Consider the following 16,569-nt stretch of genomic DNA (forward strand, 5'->3'; position numbering starts at 1 on the left):
GTTATCCAGTTCATCTCGCCTAACTGTAAGGCGAGAATCAAAAATCTATATGTTCTATTGGGTGTTGCTCTATCTAATTAAAGGATGCTCGTGGCACCCCTTTAAAATTAGATGATACCCATGTCTTTACCAACTTGGATGAACGCATCGATTGCGCGGTCTAGTTGCTCACGAGAGTGTGCAGCAGACATTTGCGTACGGATACGAGCTTGACCTTTTGGTACGACAGGAAAAGAGAAACCGACAACGTAGATGCCTTTCTCTAGAGCGCGCTCTGCGAATTCAGCCGCTACTTTTGCATCACCAAGCATGATTGGGATGATAGCGTGGTCAGCACCACCCATTGTGAAACCAGCGTCTTCCATGCGAGTACGGAAGTGAGCAGAATTTTCCCATAGTTGAGTACGCAGGTCGCCAGATTCCGCAAGAAGATCTAGAACGCGGATAGACGCCGATACGATTGCAGGTGCAACAGAGTTAGAGAACAGGTATGGACGAGAACGCTGACGTAACCAGTCGATTACTTCTTTCTTACCAGCAGTGTAACCGCCTGAAGCGCCACCCATTGCTTTACCAAGCGTACCAGTGATGATGTCGATACGGTCAACAACGTTGTGGAACTCGTGAGTACCTGCGCCGTTTTCACCCATGAAACCTACTGCGTGAGAATCATCAACCATTACTAGTGCACCGTACTTGTCTGCAAGGTCACAAATAGCAGGAAGGTTAGCCACTACACCGTCCATAGAGAATACGCCGTCAGTTACGATAAGCGTGTGACGAGCGCCCGCTTCTTTAGCTGCGATAAGTTGTTGCTCTAGCTCTTCCATGTTGTTGTTTGCGTAGCGGAAGCGCATTGCTTTACACAGACGAACACCATCGATGATAGATGCGTGGTTTAGAGCATCAGAAATGATTGCGTCTTCTTTGCCTAGAATCGTTTCGAATAGGCCAGCGTTCGCATCAAAACAAGATGTGTAAAGAATAGTGTCTTCTTTACCTAGGAACGTAGATAGCTTTTGCTCTAGTTCTTTGTGAGAATCTTGAGTACCACAGATGAAACGTACTGAAGCCATACCAAAACCGTGCTGATCCATACCATCTTTAGCAGCTTCGATAAGAGCTGGGTGGTTAGCAAGGCCTAAGTAGTTGTTTGCACAGAAGTTTAGTACTTCTTCACCTGTCGAGATAGAAACCGCTGCTTTTTGAGCAGAAGTGATAATGCGCTCAGACTTGTAAAGACCTTCTTCTTTAACTTCTTCGATTTGGTTTTGAATCTGTTGGTAAAATGCAGAAGACATTGTTCTATTCCTTCCTAGTTATTATTCAGCAGCATCGCGCGCCGCATTATGTAGGGAATGTAAACGATTTCAATTCGATCATTTACACTGTAAAACTTATACCTCTATTCTAGTTGAACATGCCCTTTTCGATTATCCCTCCAGTTGGAAAAACATTAATGAATCACAGGCACTAATAATGATTCATCCCAGTGATACAGAGCACATTAACACCTCAATGTTGTTCTTTTTAACGCCAAGCTCCCATCAATTACCGTCTAATTTTGCTTTCATATCGAATATCAATTTTTCATCTCAGTACGATATAGTGATGATTCTCCGCTTACCTCAGAATGTATAGCCTCTGTGGCGCTATACAGATGAGATGGAAACACATAAAACGATCAGGCCGATCAGGCCGATCAGGCCGATCAGACTACGTAATTAATGCAATTAATGAAATTGATTCACAAATAACAAGTAATCACTCACAATTGCCATAGCGCTCACGTTGAAACTTGTTTAATTGGATACTTATGATCAACCCAAAACTGATTGCCCTACTCCCAGATCTCGCATCCTTCATTTTGGTGGTAAACGAAGGAAGTTTTACCGCTGCTGCAAAACAGCTGGGCGTGACGCCTTCAGCACTCAGTAAGTTGATTACTCGCTTGGAAAAGGCCTTATCAGTAAAGCTGTTTGAACGAACAACTCGTACCCTAATCATCACTCAAGCTGGGCAACTGGTTTACGATCAAAGTGTCGTTATGATAAATGCCGCCCAACAGGCTGTTGAACTGTCGACGTCCGATCATACAGATCCTGCAGGCTCAATAACGGTAGCAGCGCCGGAAGCCTTCTTGAATTCGGTATTACAACCCTTTGTCGTTCCTTTCTTAAATCAATATCCTGAGATTCAACTTAAGTTAAGAGCCGCTGATGGCGACATCGATATCTTACGTCAAGGTATCGACATCGCGTTTCGTCTTACCGATAAACCCGACGAGAGCCTGGTTTTGAAGGAGTTAGGGAAAACTAACCTCGTACTGTGTGCGAGCCCTGACTACCTTGAAGCGAAAGGAACTCCTTACCACCCGACAGAGCTTTCAGAGCACGATTGTTTGTATCTTGCCGAAACAGACAAAGACCACATTTGGGACTTTCTTAAAGATGATGAATTTCACACAGTACCCGTCAGTGGGCGTTACGCTGTAAACCACTCACAGATGCGACTTAAAGGCGTTAAAGAAGGACTTGGTGTAGGTATTTTCCATGATTTTGTAATCCAAGATGCGCTGACTGAAGGTTCTGTTGTGCAAGTGCTAGAAGATTGGACCATCAAGAGTAACTACCATGGCGCAATCGCGATGCAGTTTGCTCAAACCAAATACATGCCTGCTCGATTGCGTGTGTTCATCGATTACGCAATGGAACACTTGAGCGATAAGCTGGCCGGAGAAATAAACTAATGCTGAAAGGAATACACCACGCCGCCATTATTTGCTCAGACTACGAAGTCTCTAAACGCTTTTATACGGAAGTTTTAAAGCTTGAAGTGATTGCAGAGAATTATCGTGAAGCGCGCCAGTCGTACAAGCTTGACTTAGCTCTGCCTAATGGCGCTCAAATAGAATTATTCAGCTTCCCCGACGCACCTGAAAGACCAAGCTTTCCAGAAGCTCAAGGGCTGAGACATTTGGCTTTTTGTGTTGATGACGTTCAACATGCCAAAAGCTATTTGGAAGAACAAGGCATTGAAGTCGAACCGATTCGAGTTGATGAGTTTACGGGGAGATCATTTACGTTTTTCGCAGACCCAGACGGCCTGCCGCTAGAGCTGTATCAGATCTAAAGCTTTATCAAATCTAGAGCTGTATCAAGTCTAAAGTCTTCCTCACAAAGGAATCACCCATCTGATTAATAAAACGGACTTTCTAAAGTCGAGAAAGTCCGTTTACGTCTCAATTAACTCAATGCCGTCTTGAATTTCTCAACTCGCGAAACCAACAACCAATCCAGTAGCATTGCCGTCACAATGGTGGCACCTGCGAGTGGAAACAGTACTGAAATAACCACCACGGTCGCTAAGCCCACTTTCCAAAGTCCAACATCGCCAAACTTCGGTGGCGTTCCCAACTTTCTCTGGCCTGAAGGTCTGCGCATCCACCACATTACTCCACCAGTCACTGACACCAAAATGAATGCCAGACAGAACAACGCGTTTAGAAGCTTGTTGATGATACTGATATCACCTTGGTGCAGAGAAATACCCACGGCTAAGGTTTTGGCGAATAAATTGTAATCTTGCCACGTCACCTCTCCTAGGATGCGCCCTGAATATTGGTCTAGGTGAGTCGTGCGATCTTGGGTTGGATCGATAATGTCACCGCCCATGGTATTCGCAGCCACGGTGTAAACACCCGTTTCTGAGCGCGGGAGATTGACTTTATATTGCGTAAAACCAAGAGATTGAGCTTTTGCTATCACATCATCAATCGAGAAATTACTCGCAGATAATGCATGCTGAGAATGATCCTCACCCATCTTAGAATGATCATGAGCTTCAGACGCTTCTTCTACTTGGTGGACGTGTTCTGCTGGCTTATCTTGAGACAAAGGCAGTGGCGTTTGTTCCAGATTCCATGGTAACTCCTCTTCTGATCCATGGTTGAGGGAAGCGTGAGTCTTGTCAGAAAGAGGGACGTCGTCCCACATTTGAGCAGGAAAAGTACTCCATGCTTGCACTAGCTTACCGCCCCAAAAACCTGTCCATGACAATCCCGAAAGAATAAATAACAGAAGAATTAATGACAGTGTTCCACCGATGTTCGCATGCAGATCACGCATTAAAATACGCGTTCCTGAACCAAATCGAAGCTTAAGAAAACCAGCGCGGCTAGCGTTATCTCGAGGAAGCCATAAGTAAATGCCACTGATGAGTAACAGAATAGACAAGCTTATTGCGACTTCAATTAGGTAATCACCCCAATCACCAATCAACAAAGTGCCGTGAATGTCATTCGCCAGTTGGTACAGGCTATCGCTGCGCGGGATTTCTCCTACCACTTCACCAGTGTATTGATTCACCGTGGCGAAAACGGAAGTGCCATCTTCAAGCGATACAGAAAATCGGTTCGCAAGATCAGGGACTTTACTCGGAACAAACTGTGTCACCGTACCTTGTGGGTATTGATGCTGTACGGCAGCTAATTGTTGCGACACCTTGATCGGTTCGCCCGATGCAACAATTTCAATCGCGTCTTGATGGAAAGCGAGTTCAATTTCATCATCAAACAACATCACCAAACCAGTAATACTTAGCATCAACATGAATGGGATAACGAATAGCCCGGCATAGAAGTGCCAGCGCCAAGTGAGGAAGTAGAGAGTTTTATTGCGGTCTTTGTTTTTTATATTGGTTCTCGAACCGGTTGTTGCACTGCTTGTAGACTGCGAAGTCGCTTGTGCTTTCGCAGAGCTTTGAGATTCATTTCTCAACATTATTATTTCCTTTGACACATGCAAACATACCTTCTGAAAAATCAGAAAGTAATCTGAGCATGTTTAACTTTACTTAATACTTTATTTTTTAATTATTTTAGTGGGTTAGGTTTAAGAAATATCAAAGGGAGGGCCGCGCGGGGCTTGCCTCGTATAGCGTTCGCTTAGAGCCAAAAAAGCGTAGCTGTCAGAGACAATAGAACTCAGTCGAGTTGTCAGTAGTGTAGTTGGAAGTTCATCTTGGTGAAACGTGGAAAAATGGCTAAACGGACACGGTTTACCTTTATGTGTGTTTGGTTCACCTTCTTCAATTTGAACCAGTTCAAAGCCATTAACCGTACATAACGACGCCCATACTCCCGCACTATTACCATGAGCATTGATAACAGGCATTAATGTTACCAATGCCCAGCTTAGTGCTGTTGCAAGTAACATAGAGAAGTTGAACGAGGTTCGGCGCATCATTCCAAATTTTTATAAATTTCCCTTATTATGAGGCACTTGGAATATAGGTACACGTAAAGATTAACATCAGGTTAAAAAATTGAAGCTAACGCACACTCTTTTTCGTTATAAACCGGTTACAGCATCAGAGCTAAGAAAGTATTGCGTATTTCTTTGCAGTAAGCCTTCGGGAAAATAGGCAATAAAAAACGCCGCCTTACTTCGTCCTCTCAAGAAGGAGATGTAAGTCGGCGCTATATACGTTACTTGTTTTAGTCTTGGTTTGTTTAACCGAAGATCTTGCTCCAAATACTCGGATTACGCTTCTCGTGATACTCTTCACGAAGGCCGTCAATAGTACGAAGTTCTTGCTGTGCAGATTCAAAGTCACCTTGGTCTAGCTTCTGCTCAATGCTATCAATTGATACACTAATTTTTTTGAAGCCTTCCATGAAGTGTTCTTCTTTTTCAATTGGGTAAACACCCGTTTTCAGCTCAGCAACTAACGTGTCGATACGTACTATAGGCTTTTGCATCTCTTCGATGCTTTGAGCTTCAGCCGCTTGTTTGAATGCAAGCTTCATTTCTTGCATATTTTTCTTAAGATCGACATTAGCAAATGCGTTGCCAGACAATAACGCAGCAGCGATTAAGCCAGATAAAAGGATTGAGCGAGTTTTCATTGTTTCTCCAGATGAAGCGATGTCTTTGAAGATAGCGCCATCGTTGTTGAGGCACTTCGACTTTATTATTTTCGGCTAGTGTATACAAAAATCCATCGAGCACAAAAATTGATTGTGTCGAAATGCAAACTAGCTAGCTAATTACTGACAAGTACCAGGCAAACCATCATTCAAATACCGAAAACTCGGCAATCGATTGACGACCACGCAATGCCAAAAAAGCTAAGAATTGCTGTGGTGAATGGGTAATAACCTTGCTCGAATCCACGCCCACCTCATCAAGTAGTGAAGACACGAGATCCAACCCGCCCACATCTATGCAGAAATGCGCATCGCTACCTGTCGTAATAAACGCACCTTTCGCTTTAGCAATTCTTGCGATCTCGTAACAACGATCAACACTGCCAACGCGACTATTGCCTTTAAGCGTGGTGTTATTAATTTCGATTGCGACATTATGTTCCGCCGCACATTGAATCACAGCTTCAAAATCGAAATCAAAATTTGGGTTTCCTAAATGACCAAGTGCATCAATTCGGCCGCCTTTAATCACATTCAACAATGCTTCTGTATGGGTAGTGACATCCGAGGGGCGAAATACTGGCTCATGAAAACTCGCGATCACCCAATCCAAGTTCTTATCCACACTCGGATGAATATCGATTTCACCCTGTGTGTTCATGATGTTTGACTCGACACCTCGAATAATAGCGACATCTTCAATAAAACGAGGGAGCACACGCTGGTTGCTGAAAAACCAATAGTGTGGCGCGCCTGGCATTGACTCTGAATGATCGGTAGTACAAAACATGGTTAATCCGTTTTGCTTTGCCGATTTTGCGTTTTCGATCAGCGTGCTGTATGCATGACCACTGGCGTATGTGTGGGTGTGAGTATCTACTTTGAGTTCCATGAATCAATGCCCTTTTAGCTCGGTCTTTAAACGTTTCTCAGAAAAAACACTCCTGTACCTTCTTCTGAAAATAAGTGCCTCGTGGCAACAATTTGACCAGTTTATCAGTTGAAAGTGACAATTAGCATCTAAACATCAAGGTTTATTATCACTTCATTTACGCGTCACCATAAAGCTTCGTTAGTAAAGCCTTGTTTAACGATTAGATTTATCCATCCCGCATCGAAAAAACGCAGAACCTTGGCTCAAGAACCTGTTTGATTTCGCAAATTACACCAATTTTTTGCAACCTACCCAAGTTCGTCAATACTTAAACCAGTTAACAAACCGGAGTGTTAGATGAAACGCAGACGATACCCGCTGAGTATCCACATCACGAGCCTTTTCTTAATTTTGACGACGCTGGTCGGTACCGTTTTGATATCGATAAGCTATCGCCATTCTCAAGATTTGTTATTGGGTACCGTTCGCGAAGTAAGTAACGAACATCGCGATAAGCTGGAATCGATATTTAAACAAGCCATTGCGCCTGTTGTTACCACTTTAAATGTGATGGCGGTAAGCCCGTTTGTGGATCATCAAAACGCTTCAATTGAAAAAGAGTCTTGGTTGGCGTCAGTCGATATTATCTTCAAACAGAATAACAATTTAATGGCTTTGTTTTATGGCTCTGATGATGGTGAATTCAGAATTTTTCGCCCTTTGACGTCTATTAAACAAAGAGCTGAAAACAATGCGCCATCCAAGGCTACCATGATGGTCAGCACAACCAATCTAGACGGCGAAAACGTGATTAATTTTCTAGATGGTGCACACCAAGTGATCAGCACAGTACAAGCTGAGAGCAAATTTAACCCCACGACTCGACCTTGGTTTCGCAACGCAAAGCCCGATGGTTCAATACAACTTTCTGAACCCTATCAGTTCTATTTCCTTCAAACCCATGGTATTACACTCTCTAGACGTTCTGCAGACGGCAAGCATGTGGTTGGTGCCGATTTCACGCTAAAATCTCTCTCTTCTCAAATCAGTAAGCTGGCCTACTCTCCGCAAACACGATTAGCTCTATTCGACCAACACTTTAACCTTCTTGGCGAGCATCAACTTGATCTATCAATACCTAACCTAGCCCCTCCAACCAATCAGGAAGCAAAACTAGGTGGTCACCCTGTAGGAAAACTATCGGGTAGCGAACAAGATCCAAGCTTTTTTAGTATACCTAAACGTGAGCAGATGGCAGCTCTGAAAGCATCCGTATTAGGGCCCCTTATCTCAGATGAAGAGAAGTTTAATCTCAACCTAAAAAACGTGGAGTACAATTTAAATACTTGGGCATTAACGTTAACACCTGTCGAACTCACTCAACATGTCACACTATATTTGGCAGAAGCGACACCACACAATGATCTACTGGCTGACCTCATCTCTATGCGTGATAAGCAAGTGGCTGTTGCAATTGGTATGTTGTTTATCTGTTTCGGCATCGTATGGTTTGTGGCGAATCGCTTATCTCAACCACTCAATACACTCATGCAACTCACAGACAACATTGCGCGATTTGACTTCAGACGAACCCACTATCCAAAAAGCATGATTCAAGAGGTAGCAAACCTTACACACTCTATTGAACTCATGGAGCACACTCTTCATGACTTGATCACCCTACTTCGAGATACAGCGGGTAATCAGGAATTTTCGATACTCGCTAAGAACATTGCTCATCAAAGCTATTTAATTACCAAAGCTGAAACCATCGTGCTTTTCACTCAATCAGAAGAAAAAGATGTGTTTGATACGGCTGCTAATCTCGCCATTATTCCTTTTAAAGCGGACATCAATGACTTCATCAAGCATACCCCTTGGTTACTATGCCAACTTAAAGCAGGCGAAACCATCCATCTAAACCGCGAAGACAACGTTCTTAATTATTATCAAGACTCGATCTTCAATTCAGACCTGTATCTGTTTCCACTATTGAACCGCGAAAAACTGTTGGTCGGCATTGTTGCCATTGGTTATGAAAGACCGATCACTAAGATGCAGGCCGACAAGCATGCCTTTTTAAGAGAACTGCTCAGCTTTGCTGAAATAGCTAAAGACAATATCGACCAAATACAACAACAAAAAAACATGCTCAATGCTTTCATCGAGCTGATTGCATCGGCAATTGATACCAAATCACCTTACACCGGTGGCCATTGCCAAAGAGTCCCAGAACTCACTAAATGGCTAACCCAAGCCACGATTGATGATGACCGTTATTACCCGCAATTTTCATTAGATAGTAAGCAGTGGGAAGAGTTGATGCTCGCTGCATGGCTTCACGATTGCGGTAAAGTCACCACGCCGGAATATGTGGTAGACAAAGCAACAAAACTCGAGACGATTTATGACCGAATCCACGAAGTTCGCATGCGTTTTGAGCTGTTAAAACAACAAGCGGAAACCGACTATTGGAAAGCCATAGCTAACGGGGCGCTTCAAGAAGATCAACTTAAAGTACTCGAACAAAACTTGTCAGAATTAGATGAAGAATTTGCCTTCGTTGCTGATTGCAACCTGGGCAGTGAATCAATGACGGAAGAGCAGCTTGCACGCTTAGATCAAATAGCAAAACGTACATGGAAGCGCACATTAGACGATCAATTAGGGTTATCTTGGTCTGAAAAAGAGAGATTTAACACTCAACAGAACATCACAGAACCAAACGAGAAGCCATCAAATAGCAAAGAGCCTATTTTACCTGTGATGGAGCCGTTACTTGCTGATAAGCCAGAACATAAAATACAGTGGGATAATGGCTTTAACCCTGCAGATATGTGGCAAGAAGAGTTCGTTCTTAAACCTGGAGAAGTAAAATATAATCAAGGTGAACTGCATAATTTGAAAGTACGTCGTGGCACCTTAAACGACGAAGAACGTTTCATGATCAACGACCATATCATTCAGACTTTCACCATGCTCAATAAGCTCCCTTATCCGTCTTATCTCAAAAACATTCCAGACATCGCGAGCGGACACCACGAGCGTATCGATGGTAAGGGATACCCAAGAGGCCTAAGCGAGGATCAATTGCCTTTACCGTCTCGAGCCATGGCGATTGCCGATGTGTTTGAAGCTCTAACCTCAAGCGACCGTCCGTACAAAAAAGGCAAACACTTAGACGAATCGCTCAATATCATGACCGACATGGCCACCAGCGGCCATATCGATCCAAAACTGTATTTGCTATTTTTGGAGAACAAAATCTACGACAAATACGCAGAGCGATTTCTTGAAGCTAACCAACAGTCCGAGATTGATCAGAAGAAGCACATAGATCGAGTAAAAGAGTACATACGCTCGTTGTTCTAGGTATTTTCCAATAGTCATGGATTCTTAACGTTTAACTTTTAACGACAGAACCTAACGCCTCAGAGTTCAAAGCATTCACTGTCGTTATTGGGAGTTGCTTGGTTTTGACTTTATATTGCCTTTTAGCCAGTAATGTATTGGTAATGCTTGCCACGACAATCAGATTAATACCAAGGATCTGCTGGGTAGAGAAGACGTCATCGAAGAACAAGCCCTGCCATAACGCACTGAATAGCATATTAGTAAAAATTAAAGGCGCGAGTTGAGAGCCGCTTTCTGCAAGTTTATAGGCTTTAGAGCGGAAGATTTGCGTATTAATGGTAAACAACGCGAGTCCAAATGCTCCAAGTCCAATCCAACCTAAACCATCAATAGACAGTAAAACTGTTAAGGCGCCATCCCCTCCATCAGCTTCAAGGACGTCAGGCATAACAGAAATGGAAGTGAATAAAACCATTGGTAACACGAGTATGGCTGCGACTAGAAACGTCCATGCATTTAGCTCTGCTGGCGTAAGGCTCGTCTTAGAGGCTCGATACAAACTCACTTGCGAACCCGAGTTAAACATTCCCGCTAACAATCCTAGCAACAGTGCAGGCCTAAAGAAATCCGAGCCGAATTCAAACTGCGACCAATCCCCTGCCATCATCACTACACCAACAAAAGTGATCGCTAGGCAAACCACCGTGGTTGTATGAACTTTTGTGCCAAATATTAATTTTTCTAACAAAGGAATAAACAAAGGGCCGGTGCTGAATAATACAATCCCCTCAATAAGGGTCAGGGTTTGTAGTGACGTTAGAAAGCACCACTGACAGGCCACCATGAAAATCGCCCGCATCACTAAAGGCTTCCACATCTTTCGTGTCGGTTTGCTAATTTTATAAAAGATCAAAAAAAGAAATAGAAAAAGGCTGGGTAATAAGAAACGCACAAAACTCAGCAACGAAATGGGCATGGTTTCAGATAGGTACTTAGCCACTAAACCGCTTATAGACAAACTGAATGTCGACAACAACATAAAAGTCGTCGCCTTGGTAATATCAGACATAATTATCACCTCCTATGGCACCTATTTTAGAAGCGTGACGTGATGAAAAATAGCGAGTAATATTAACCATAACTGTAAGGAAAACTTACCTATGAAAAAGCTCGTTCCGCTTAAATCCGTTTATGCTTTTATTGCTGTGGCTGAAACTGGCAGTATGACCGAAGCCGCACGTGTTTTGTATGTCAGTCACTCTGCGGTAAGCCAAGCCATAAAGTCACTAGAACAACTGGTTAATAAGCCTCTATTTCAACGGGTAGGTCGTCGTGTCGTTCTTAATGCCGCGGGTAAGCGGTATTACCGAAAAGTCGCTCCTGCATTGGAGCAAGTCATAGACGCGACAGAAGAGCTGGCCAAAACGCCTAACGATCACCGCATTACACTCAATATGGTGAATTCACTGGCGATGCATTGGTGGATTCCTCGAGTCCCCGACTTCCAAGCCTTTGCTCCTTCTCTTGATATCCGTATTTCCACGTTAACCGGCCCTTTTGATATCGAGCAGGAAGGGGTAGATATTGCCCTTGTCCATGGCAAACCTAACGAATGGGATCGCTATTACAGCGAGAAATTAGGCGATGATGATCTGGTATTGGTGTGTAGCCCTACCTTGTTGAAAAACCAAACGGGACTGAGCGTTGAGCAACTCGTGAAACAGAACCCGACCATTGGCGCATTTAACCCTAGGCGAAAGCACGACTGGCAAGTGTGGTGTGATCATTATCAAATCCCAATGCCCGCATTTCATAGCAACCTAACATTTGATATATCCATTCAAGCCGTGCAAGCTGCGATTCGTTCTCTTGGAGTGTTGGTTACCCATCGCTTGTTTGTGAAAGATGACATCAGCCACGGCATGTTAGTGGAACTGGGTAAACCCGTTGCTAACCCGCACCAAGATTTCTACTTTGTTTGCCCAAAAAACAAATTAAAACAAGAAAGTGTGCTAAAACTGAGATCATGGTTAAGGCATGAATTCACACACTCAGAGACAACATTGAGCGATGATACTCAAGGACAAGACCAAACTATCAATCCATGCAGCGAGTAGAAGCTCAACAAGCGGACAAGAGAGGCTATTATGATTATTACCACCACACAATCAGTCGAAGGCAAGCGCATTGTCGATTACAAAGGGGTTATCGCAGGAGAAGCTATTCTAGGCGTTAACGTTTTCAAAGATATGTTTTCAGGCATCCGTGACTTTGTTGGTGGGCGTTCTGGCACTTATGAAAAAGAGCTAGAGAAAGCACGTAACTACGCCTTCAAAGAGCTAGAACAAAAAGCCATTGAAGCGGGCGCAAACGCAGTTGTAGGCGTAGATATCGATTACGAAGTGTTGGGAACAGGCAATGGCATGCTAATGGTATCGGCGAGCGGTACAGCGGTTGTCGTTGCATAGTCAACCCATGCCACTGATAAGCCAAGAAAACGAGATACTAAGCTACTAAGCTACTAAGCTACTAAGCTACTAAGCTACTAAGCTACTAAGAAAACAGTATCTGGCTGATGAACTAGTCAACAATTCTCCCTTCCTGTCGAACAGGAAGGGAAATCAACGACCAATAGTTATAGGTTAAATGAGTCGTGGCCACCGTAAATCAACTTGCACTGCTCTTTTGATCAGTAATCAAACCATCAAATGAAGCAATTCGGGCAAGGAACTCTTTCTTATTTTGAGGAAGAATAGAGCTTGCCATTGGTAAGTTCGCCTTCATCGCGTTGACCGCTCGACCACGTACCAAAACTTCAAAATGCAAGTGAGGACCGGTTATACGACCTGTTGCGCCAGATAGCGCAATTTTCTGGCCTCGTTTCACTTGTTGGCCTTTCTTAACTAAGAAACGGCTCAAGTGTAAGTAACGAGTTTTGTAAACACTGTTGTGCTCAATCACCAAGTATTTTCCTGCATATGGGTGATTGCGAATCGCTACAACCCGACCATCACCCGTTGAATAGACTGGCGCACCAACTGGTGTCGCAAAGTCAGTGCCATTATGAGGCGATATACGCCCTGTCACAGGATGCTTTCGGTATGGGTTAAATGATGAAGTAATCCGACGGAACTGACGAGCGACCGGATATCTATCGAAGGCTTGCTCTAAGCTGTTACCCGCTCTGTCGTAAAAGCGACCATCTGAAGCTAAAAAAGCCGCTACTTCTCGGTTTCTCAAGTTAATAGAGATACCTTGAACTTCCGTTTTGCCTGTTAAGTGATTATCGGTGTACTGCTCTTTAACCAACACATTAAAGCTATCACCTGCTCTTAGCTCCCTTGCGAAGTTGATTTTGTCTCTCAAAGTTCTGGTTATATTAGCTATCTGGGCCGTTGTTAACCCCGCTTTATATGCTGACGTCGAAAAACTGCCATGAACGGTGCCTGCATAGAGCTTTTCCTTCCATTCTCCAGGCACTTCATGGAATTGGTAGTCAAAGCTTCCATCATTATTTTTAGTAAAGACAGCCTGTTCTACGAGACTTTCATGGAAAATTAACTCAACGAGCTGTTTAGAGTCACCATCCAGAAGCAACTCTAGATGATCACCAGGTTTTATTGTGTCCAATTTCAAAGACTCAAGATCTGCTTCCATCACCTTTTGAACCGTTCCATAAGGCAGTTTCCATGACGAAAATATGTTGCTTAGCGTGTCGCCGACTTTCACAAAATAATGGACTTTAACGAGAGAGTTGGAACCCGATTGCGAATGCACCTTGGCCACATCACTCGATTGAGAATCTTGATAAGGTGTTATTTTGATAGAGACTTCTTGTACTGGTTCTGAATGAAAAGAGAGCAAAGTAGCAAGAGAAAATGCGCTGATCGCAATAATGATCAGGCCGGAGCGGAGAAACTTCATAAAATATTTAACGGTTTATAACGATGAACTCATTCAAATGTTATAACATAACAATTTAGTTTATTGAACAAGTGAAATGTAAGAAACCGTTCTGTAAATCCAATAAAAAGATGATGGGCTAATAAAGCCCATCGCCTTTCAAATATTACTCTTCGAAAAGAGCCTCAAATCGTTCTAAACCTCTTAGCATCTCAAAATCAGGCTCTTCAGCTAGTAGCTCTCTCATAGAACCACTTGTTTCAATCGAACGCTCTAAATCATCGATAGCTTGACCTTCTGCACCTAATCTAGCGTAAGCACAAGCGCGTTGGTACAGGGCATGAGCATTTTGATCATCTACCTCAAGTACGCGGTTGCACAGACTCATCGCCCAATGGTATTCCCGCATGTCCATTGCAGCATCCGCTTTGTGTGTCAACGCTTCCAAGTCACCCGGACGAACCTTCAAAATTTCATCATAAGTTTCAATTTTTTGTTCAGCAGTCTGGGCATTTTGCGCTCTCAGCCATAAATTGTGAATCTCATTGATGATCTCAATCTCTCGGTTGTTCTCCGATATGATTCTGGTCTTACGCTTAAGGTCCCTTTCAAGAAGGTTAAATTTCTTTTCATAATCTTGAGCAATCGAATTCAGCCGCTGGTCGGCCATTTCTTTGGTGGTATGTTTGAGCTCTTTAAGTGATTGCCACCCCACCAACGCAATGAGTGAAGCAACACCTGCAATAATGTAGAAGAAATACGTCACGGTGACATTCGCATAGTTGAGCGACTTGTCGGCAACAGACAGTTCACGATCGGTCATCTGTATAGTTAGGCGTCTCTCAAGATCTTGTTGTTCCATTCGCAACTGCTTCAACTCATCTAGGATGTAGCGCTCCATCAGTGGTCGGTCTACATACTCTTTGTCTGAGTATTTAACTTCCTCGCTTGCAAGGCTCATGGTTGTTACCAGTGAGAACACTGCAATCAATAGAATTCGAAGCATTTATACTTTCCTTATATGTCTTATCTTTGTGTCACTGTATCTCGTTATGGCAATACAAGCTAGGGAGTCAGATGATTTGCTGTCTCGGCATTGGAATTAACACTCTAAAACATCATTGATAATTATAAAACACTTGAAGCAACATCATTAATTTCTAACTAATAAAAATGCCCAGTATTACTGTTCTATATAATTAATTCGTGATGCAAATATACCGATGATTGATTTATAGCATCCCGTGGAATCTTATATTTATAATAATTAAACCGAGGTTAATTTGAGTAATACGCGATACGATTTAATGAGCCGTGTACTGCACTGAGTCATGGCTTTCGTCATCATCTATGCAACAACCGCAGGGTATGTGATGCACTATGTCACTAGCCATCCAGAACTGTTTTCTTTTCTGTCTATGCTTAATATGTCATTGGCAACCATTGCAACACCGTTGCTCATTGCACGTTATATTTGGAGCCATTTTCGCTCATCACCGGAGATGCCACTCTCAATCCCAAAGCGACAACAGTGCGTTGCCAAACTGACTCACTCATTGATGTATCTAGTGATGTTCATGGTTTTTAGTTCCGGTTATTTGATGCTGAAAGAGCCTTATTCTCTATTCTGGTTAACGAACGTCAATAATCTAATTACCGAACCTTCAATCAACCACTTCTTTTTCTATTTACATAGTGCCAGTTGCATTACCTTAGCCTGTCTAATTGTTTTGCATATTAGCGCCGCACTTAAACATCACTTTGTCTCTAAAAACTATGTATTAAGAATGATGCTTTAACCAACTCCACGTTACTAACACAAAAAAAATCTGAGTACAAAAAAAAGCCATAGCAAATCGCTATGGCTTTCTTCTTTCGATTTGATTACTTAGTTTGAGTATCAATCATCACTTGCCAGTATTCGCATTTGGCCAAGAATTCTTTTAAGTAAAGCTCTGGGTTTGCAAGCTTCTCGCCGCCTTTGACATTAGCTCCTGTCACTTGCCAAAAGCCACGAGTCACCAAGTTTCTATGATAAATAAAATCGTTAAGTTCATTTTTACTAAGAGGAAGTTGCGCCCCAAACATATGTTCATAAAAAGTCAACATGGTGTCTTGTTCACTTGGTTTATCTCTTAAAAAAGTTGCCAAGTCTAAATCTAGGGACTGCTGAGCTTCTTTTGGCAATGCCTTAGCTAAGGTAGAGATAACACTGAACAGAGCCCACTCAACTTTCTGAGACGCTAATAACGATGCACCTAAAAGTGCATGTTCATTGGAAATGTGTTGCTCTGTTGATGAAACGGTCGGTGTTGTCACTGTGTTAACCTCAAATAGTCATAACGGATGTTATTGAACTCGTTTGTTTTTGCTGAACTTCTCGCCAAATACTAGAATAATCGCTTTATTGCTTAGGCGTTTTTACTGAACTAGTAGAGTCTTGCGTTTAAGCCGAACCTTGCTGACAAGCAAAATATAGATGTTAAGCAGAATATAGATGTTGAACAAA

General features: G+C 42.9%; 15 protein-coding genes. 6 read left to right on the plus strand and 9 right to left on the minus strand.

What is annotated here, in order from left to right; genetic code table 11:
- Window positions 1-107 precede the first annotated feature (107 nt).
- Window positions 108-1,301, minus strand: coding sequence for a glycine C-acetyltransferase (locus SJY39_RS12915; RefSeq protein WP_016769168.1), 1,194 nt, complete (start codon window positions 1,299-1,301; stop codon window positions 108-110).
- 515 nt (window positions 1,302-1,816) lie between these two features.
- On the opposite strand from SJY39_RS12915, the gene SJY39_RS12920 reads away from it, so the two are divergent.
- Both SJY39_RS12920 and SJY39_RS12925 read left to right on the plus strand, forming a co-directional pair.
- A complete protein-coding gene (locus SJY39_RS12920) occupies window positions 1,817-2,749 on the plus strand; it encodes a LysR family transcriptional regulator (protein WP_010428874.1) in 933 nt (310 codons plus the stop codon).
- A complete protein-coding gene (locus SJY39_RS12925) occupies window positions 2,749-3,132 on the plus strand; it encodes a VOC family protein (RefSeq protein ID WP_010428871.1) in 384 nt (127 codons plus the stop codon). The genes SJY39_RS12920 and SJY39_RS12925 overlap by 1 nt, the downstream gene beginning before the upstream one ends.
- Before the next feature lie 113 nt (window positions 3,133-3,245).
- On the opposite strand, the gene SJY39_RS12930 is transcribed toward SJY39_RS12925, so the two are convergent.
- The 4 genes from SJY39_RS12930 to SJY39_RS12945 form a co-directional block, all read right to left on the minus strand.
- Window positions 3,246-4,781, minus strand: a complete 1,536-nt coding sequence (locus tag SJY39_RS12930) for a PepSY domain-containing protein (RefSeq protein WP_016789442.1) — start codon at window positions 4,779-4,781, stop codon at window positions 3,246-3,248.
- 111 nt (window positions 4,782-4,892) lie between these two features.
- Window positions 4,893-5,243, minus strand: a complete 351-nt coding sequence (locus SJY39_RS12935) for a hypothetical protein (RefSeq protein ID WP_016769165.1) — start codon at window positions 5,241-5,243, stop codon at window positions 4,893-4,895.
- A 269-nt stretch (window positions 5,244-5,512) separates the two neighbouring features.
- On the minus strand, window positions 5,513-5,908 hold the full coding sequence (locus SJY39_RS12940) for a cytochrome b562 (RefSeq protein ID WP_010428861.1): 396 nt from the start codon (window positions 5,906-5,908) through the stop codon (window positions 5,513-5,515).
- A 166-nt stretch (window positions 5,909-6,074) separates the two neighbouring features.
- Complete coding sequence (locus SJY39_RS12945) at window positions 6,075-6,821, minus strand: phosphatase (RefSeq protein ID WP_010428859.1); 747 nt, start codon at window positions 6,819-6,821, stop codon at window positions 6,075-6,077.
- Window positions 6,822-7,160: 339 nt separating this feature from the next.
- Here SJY39_RS12945 and SJY39_RS12950 point away from each other — a divergent pair, with 339 nt between their 5' ends.
- Window positions 7,161-10,175, plus strand: a complete 3,015-nt coding sequence (locus tag SJY39_RS12950) for an HD domain-containing phosphohydrolase (RefSeq protein WP_016789441.1) — start codon at window positions 7,161-7,163, stop codon at window positions 10,173-10,175.
- A gap of 31 nt (window positions 10,176-10,206) precedes the next feature.
- On the opposite strand, the gene SJY39_RS12955 is transcribed toward SJY39_RS12950, so the two are convergent.
- Window positions 10,207-11,226, minus strand: coding sequence for a DMT family transporter (locus SJY39_RS12955; protein ID WP_016788114.1), 1,020 nt, complete (start codon window positions 11,224-11,226; stop codon window positions 10,207-10,209).
- A gap of 91 nt (window positions 11,227-11,317) precedes the next feature.
- Here SJY39_RS12955 and SJY39_RS12960 point away from each other — a divergent pair, with 91 nt between their 5' ends.
- Together SJY39_RS12960 and SJY39_RS12965 are read left to right on the plus strand one after the other, a co-directional pair.
- On the plus strand, window positions 11,318-12,274 hold the full coding sequence (locus SJY39_RS12960) for a LysR substrate-binding domain-containing protein (protein WP_016785108.1): 957 nt from the start codon (window positions 11,318-11,320) through the stop codon (window positions 12,272-12,274).
- A 30-nt stretch (window positions 12,275-12,304) separates the two neighbouring features.
- Entirely contained in the window at window positions 12,305-12,625 is a 321-nt protein-coding gene (locus tag SJY39_RS12965; RefSeq protein ID WP_004730185.1) for a heavy metal-binding domain-containing protein, read from the plus strand.
- A 199-nt stretch (window positions 12,626-12,824) separates the two neighbouring features.
- Here SJY39_RS12965 and SJY39_RS12970 read toward each other — a convergent pair whose 3' ends face one another.
- Together SJY39_RS12970 and SJY39_RS12975 are read right to left on the minus strand one after the other, a co-directional pair.
- A complete protein-coding gene (locus SJY39_RS12970) occupies window positions 12,825-14,081 on the minus strand; it encodes a peptidoglycan DD-metalloendopeptidase family protein (RefSeq protein WP_016785107.1) in 1,257 nt (418 codons plus the stop codon).
- Between the two features lie 145 nt (window positions 14,082-14,226).
- Entirely contained in the window at window positions 14,227-15,066 is an 840-nt protein-coding gene (locus SJY39_RS12975) for a tetratricopeptide repeat protein (protein ID WP_010428829.1), read from the minus strand.
- A gap of 325 nt (window positions 15,067-15,391) precedes the next feature.
- Between SJY39_RS12975 and SJY39_RS12980 the strand changes: the two genes are divergently transcribed.
- On the plus strand, window positions 15,392-15,859 hold the full coding sequence (locus SJY39_RS12980; RefSeq protein WP_390241993.1) for a cytochrome b: 468 nt from the start codon (window positions 15,392-15,394) through the stop codon (window positions 15,857-15,859).
- An 85-nt stretch (window positions 15,860-15,944) separates the two neighbouring features.
- Here SJY39_RS12980 and SJY39_RS12985 read toward each other — a convergent pair whose 3' ends face one another.
- Window positions 15,945-16,379 (minus strand): hypothetical protein, encoded by a 435-nt coding sequence (locus SJY39_RS12985; protein ID WP_010428823.1) that lies wholly within the window; start codon window positions 16,377-16,379, stop codon window positions 15,945-15,947.
- Window positions 16,380-16,569: the final 190 nt, after the last annotated feature.

This window comes from Vibrio sp. R78045 (assembly GCF_042466085.1).
Taxonomy (GTDB): Bacteria; Pseudomonadota; Gammaproteobacteria; order Enterobacterales; family Vibrionaceae; genus Vibrio; species Vibrio cyclitrophicus.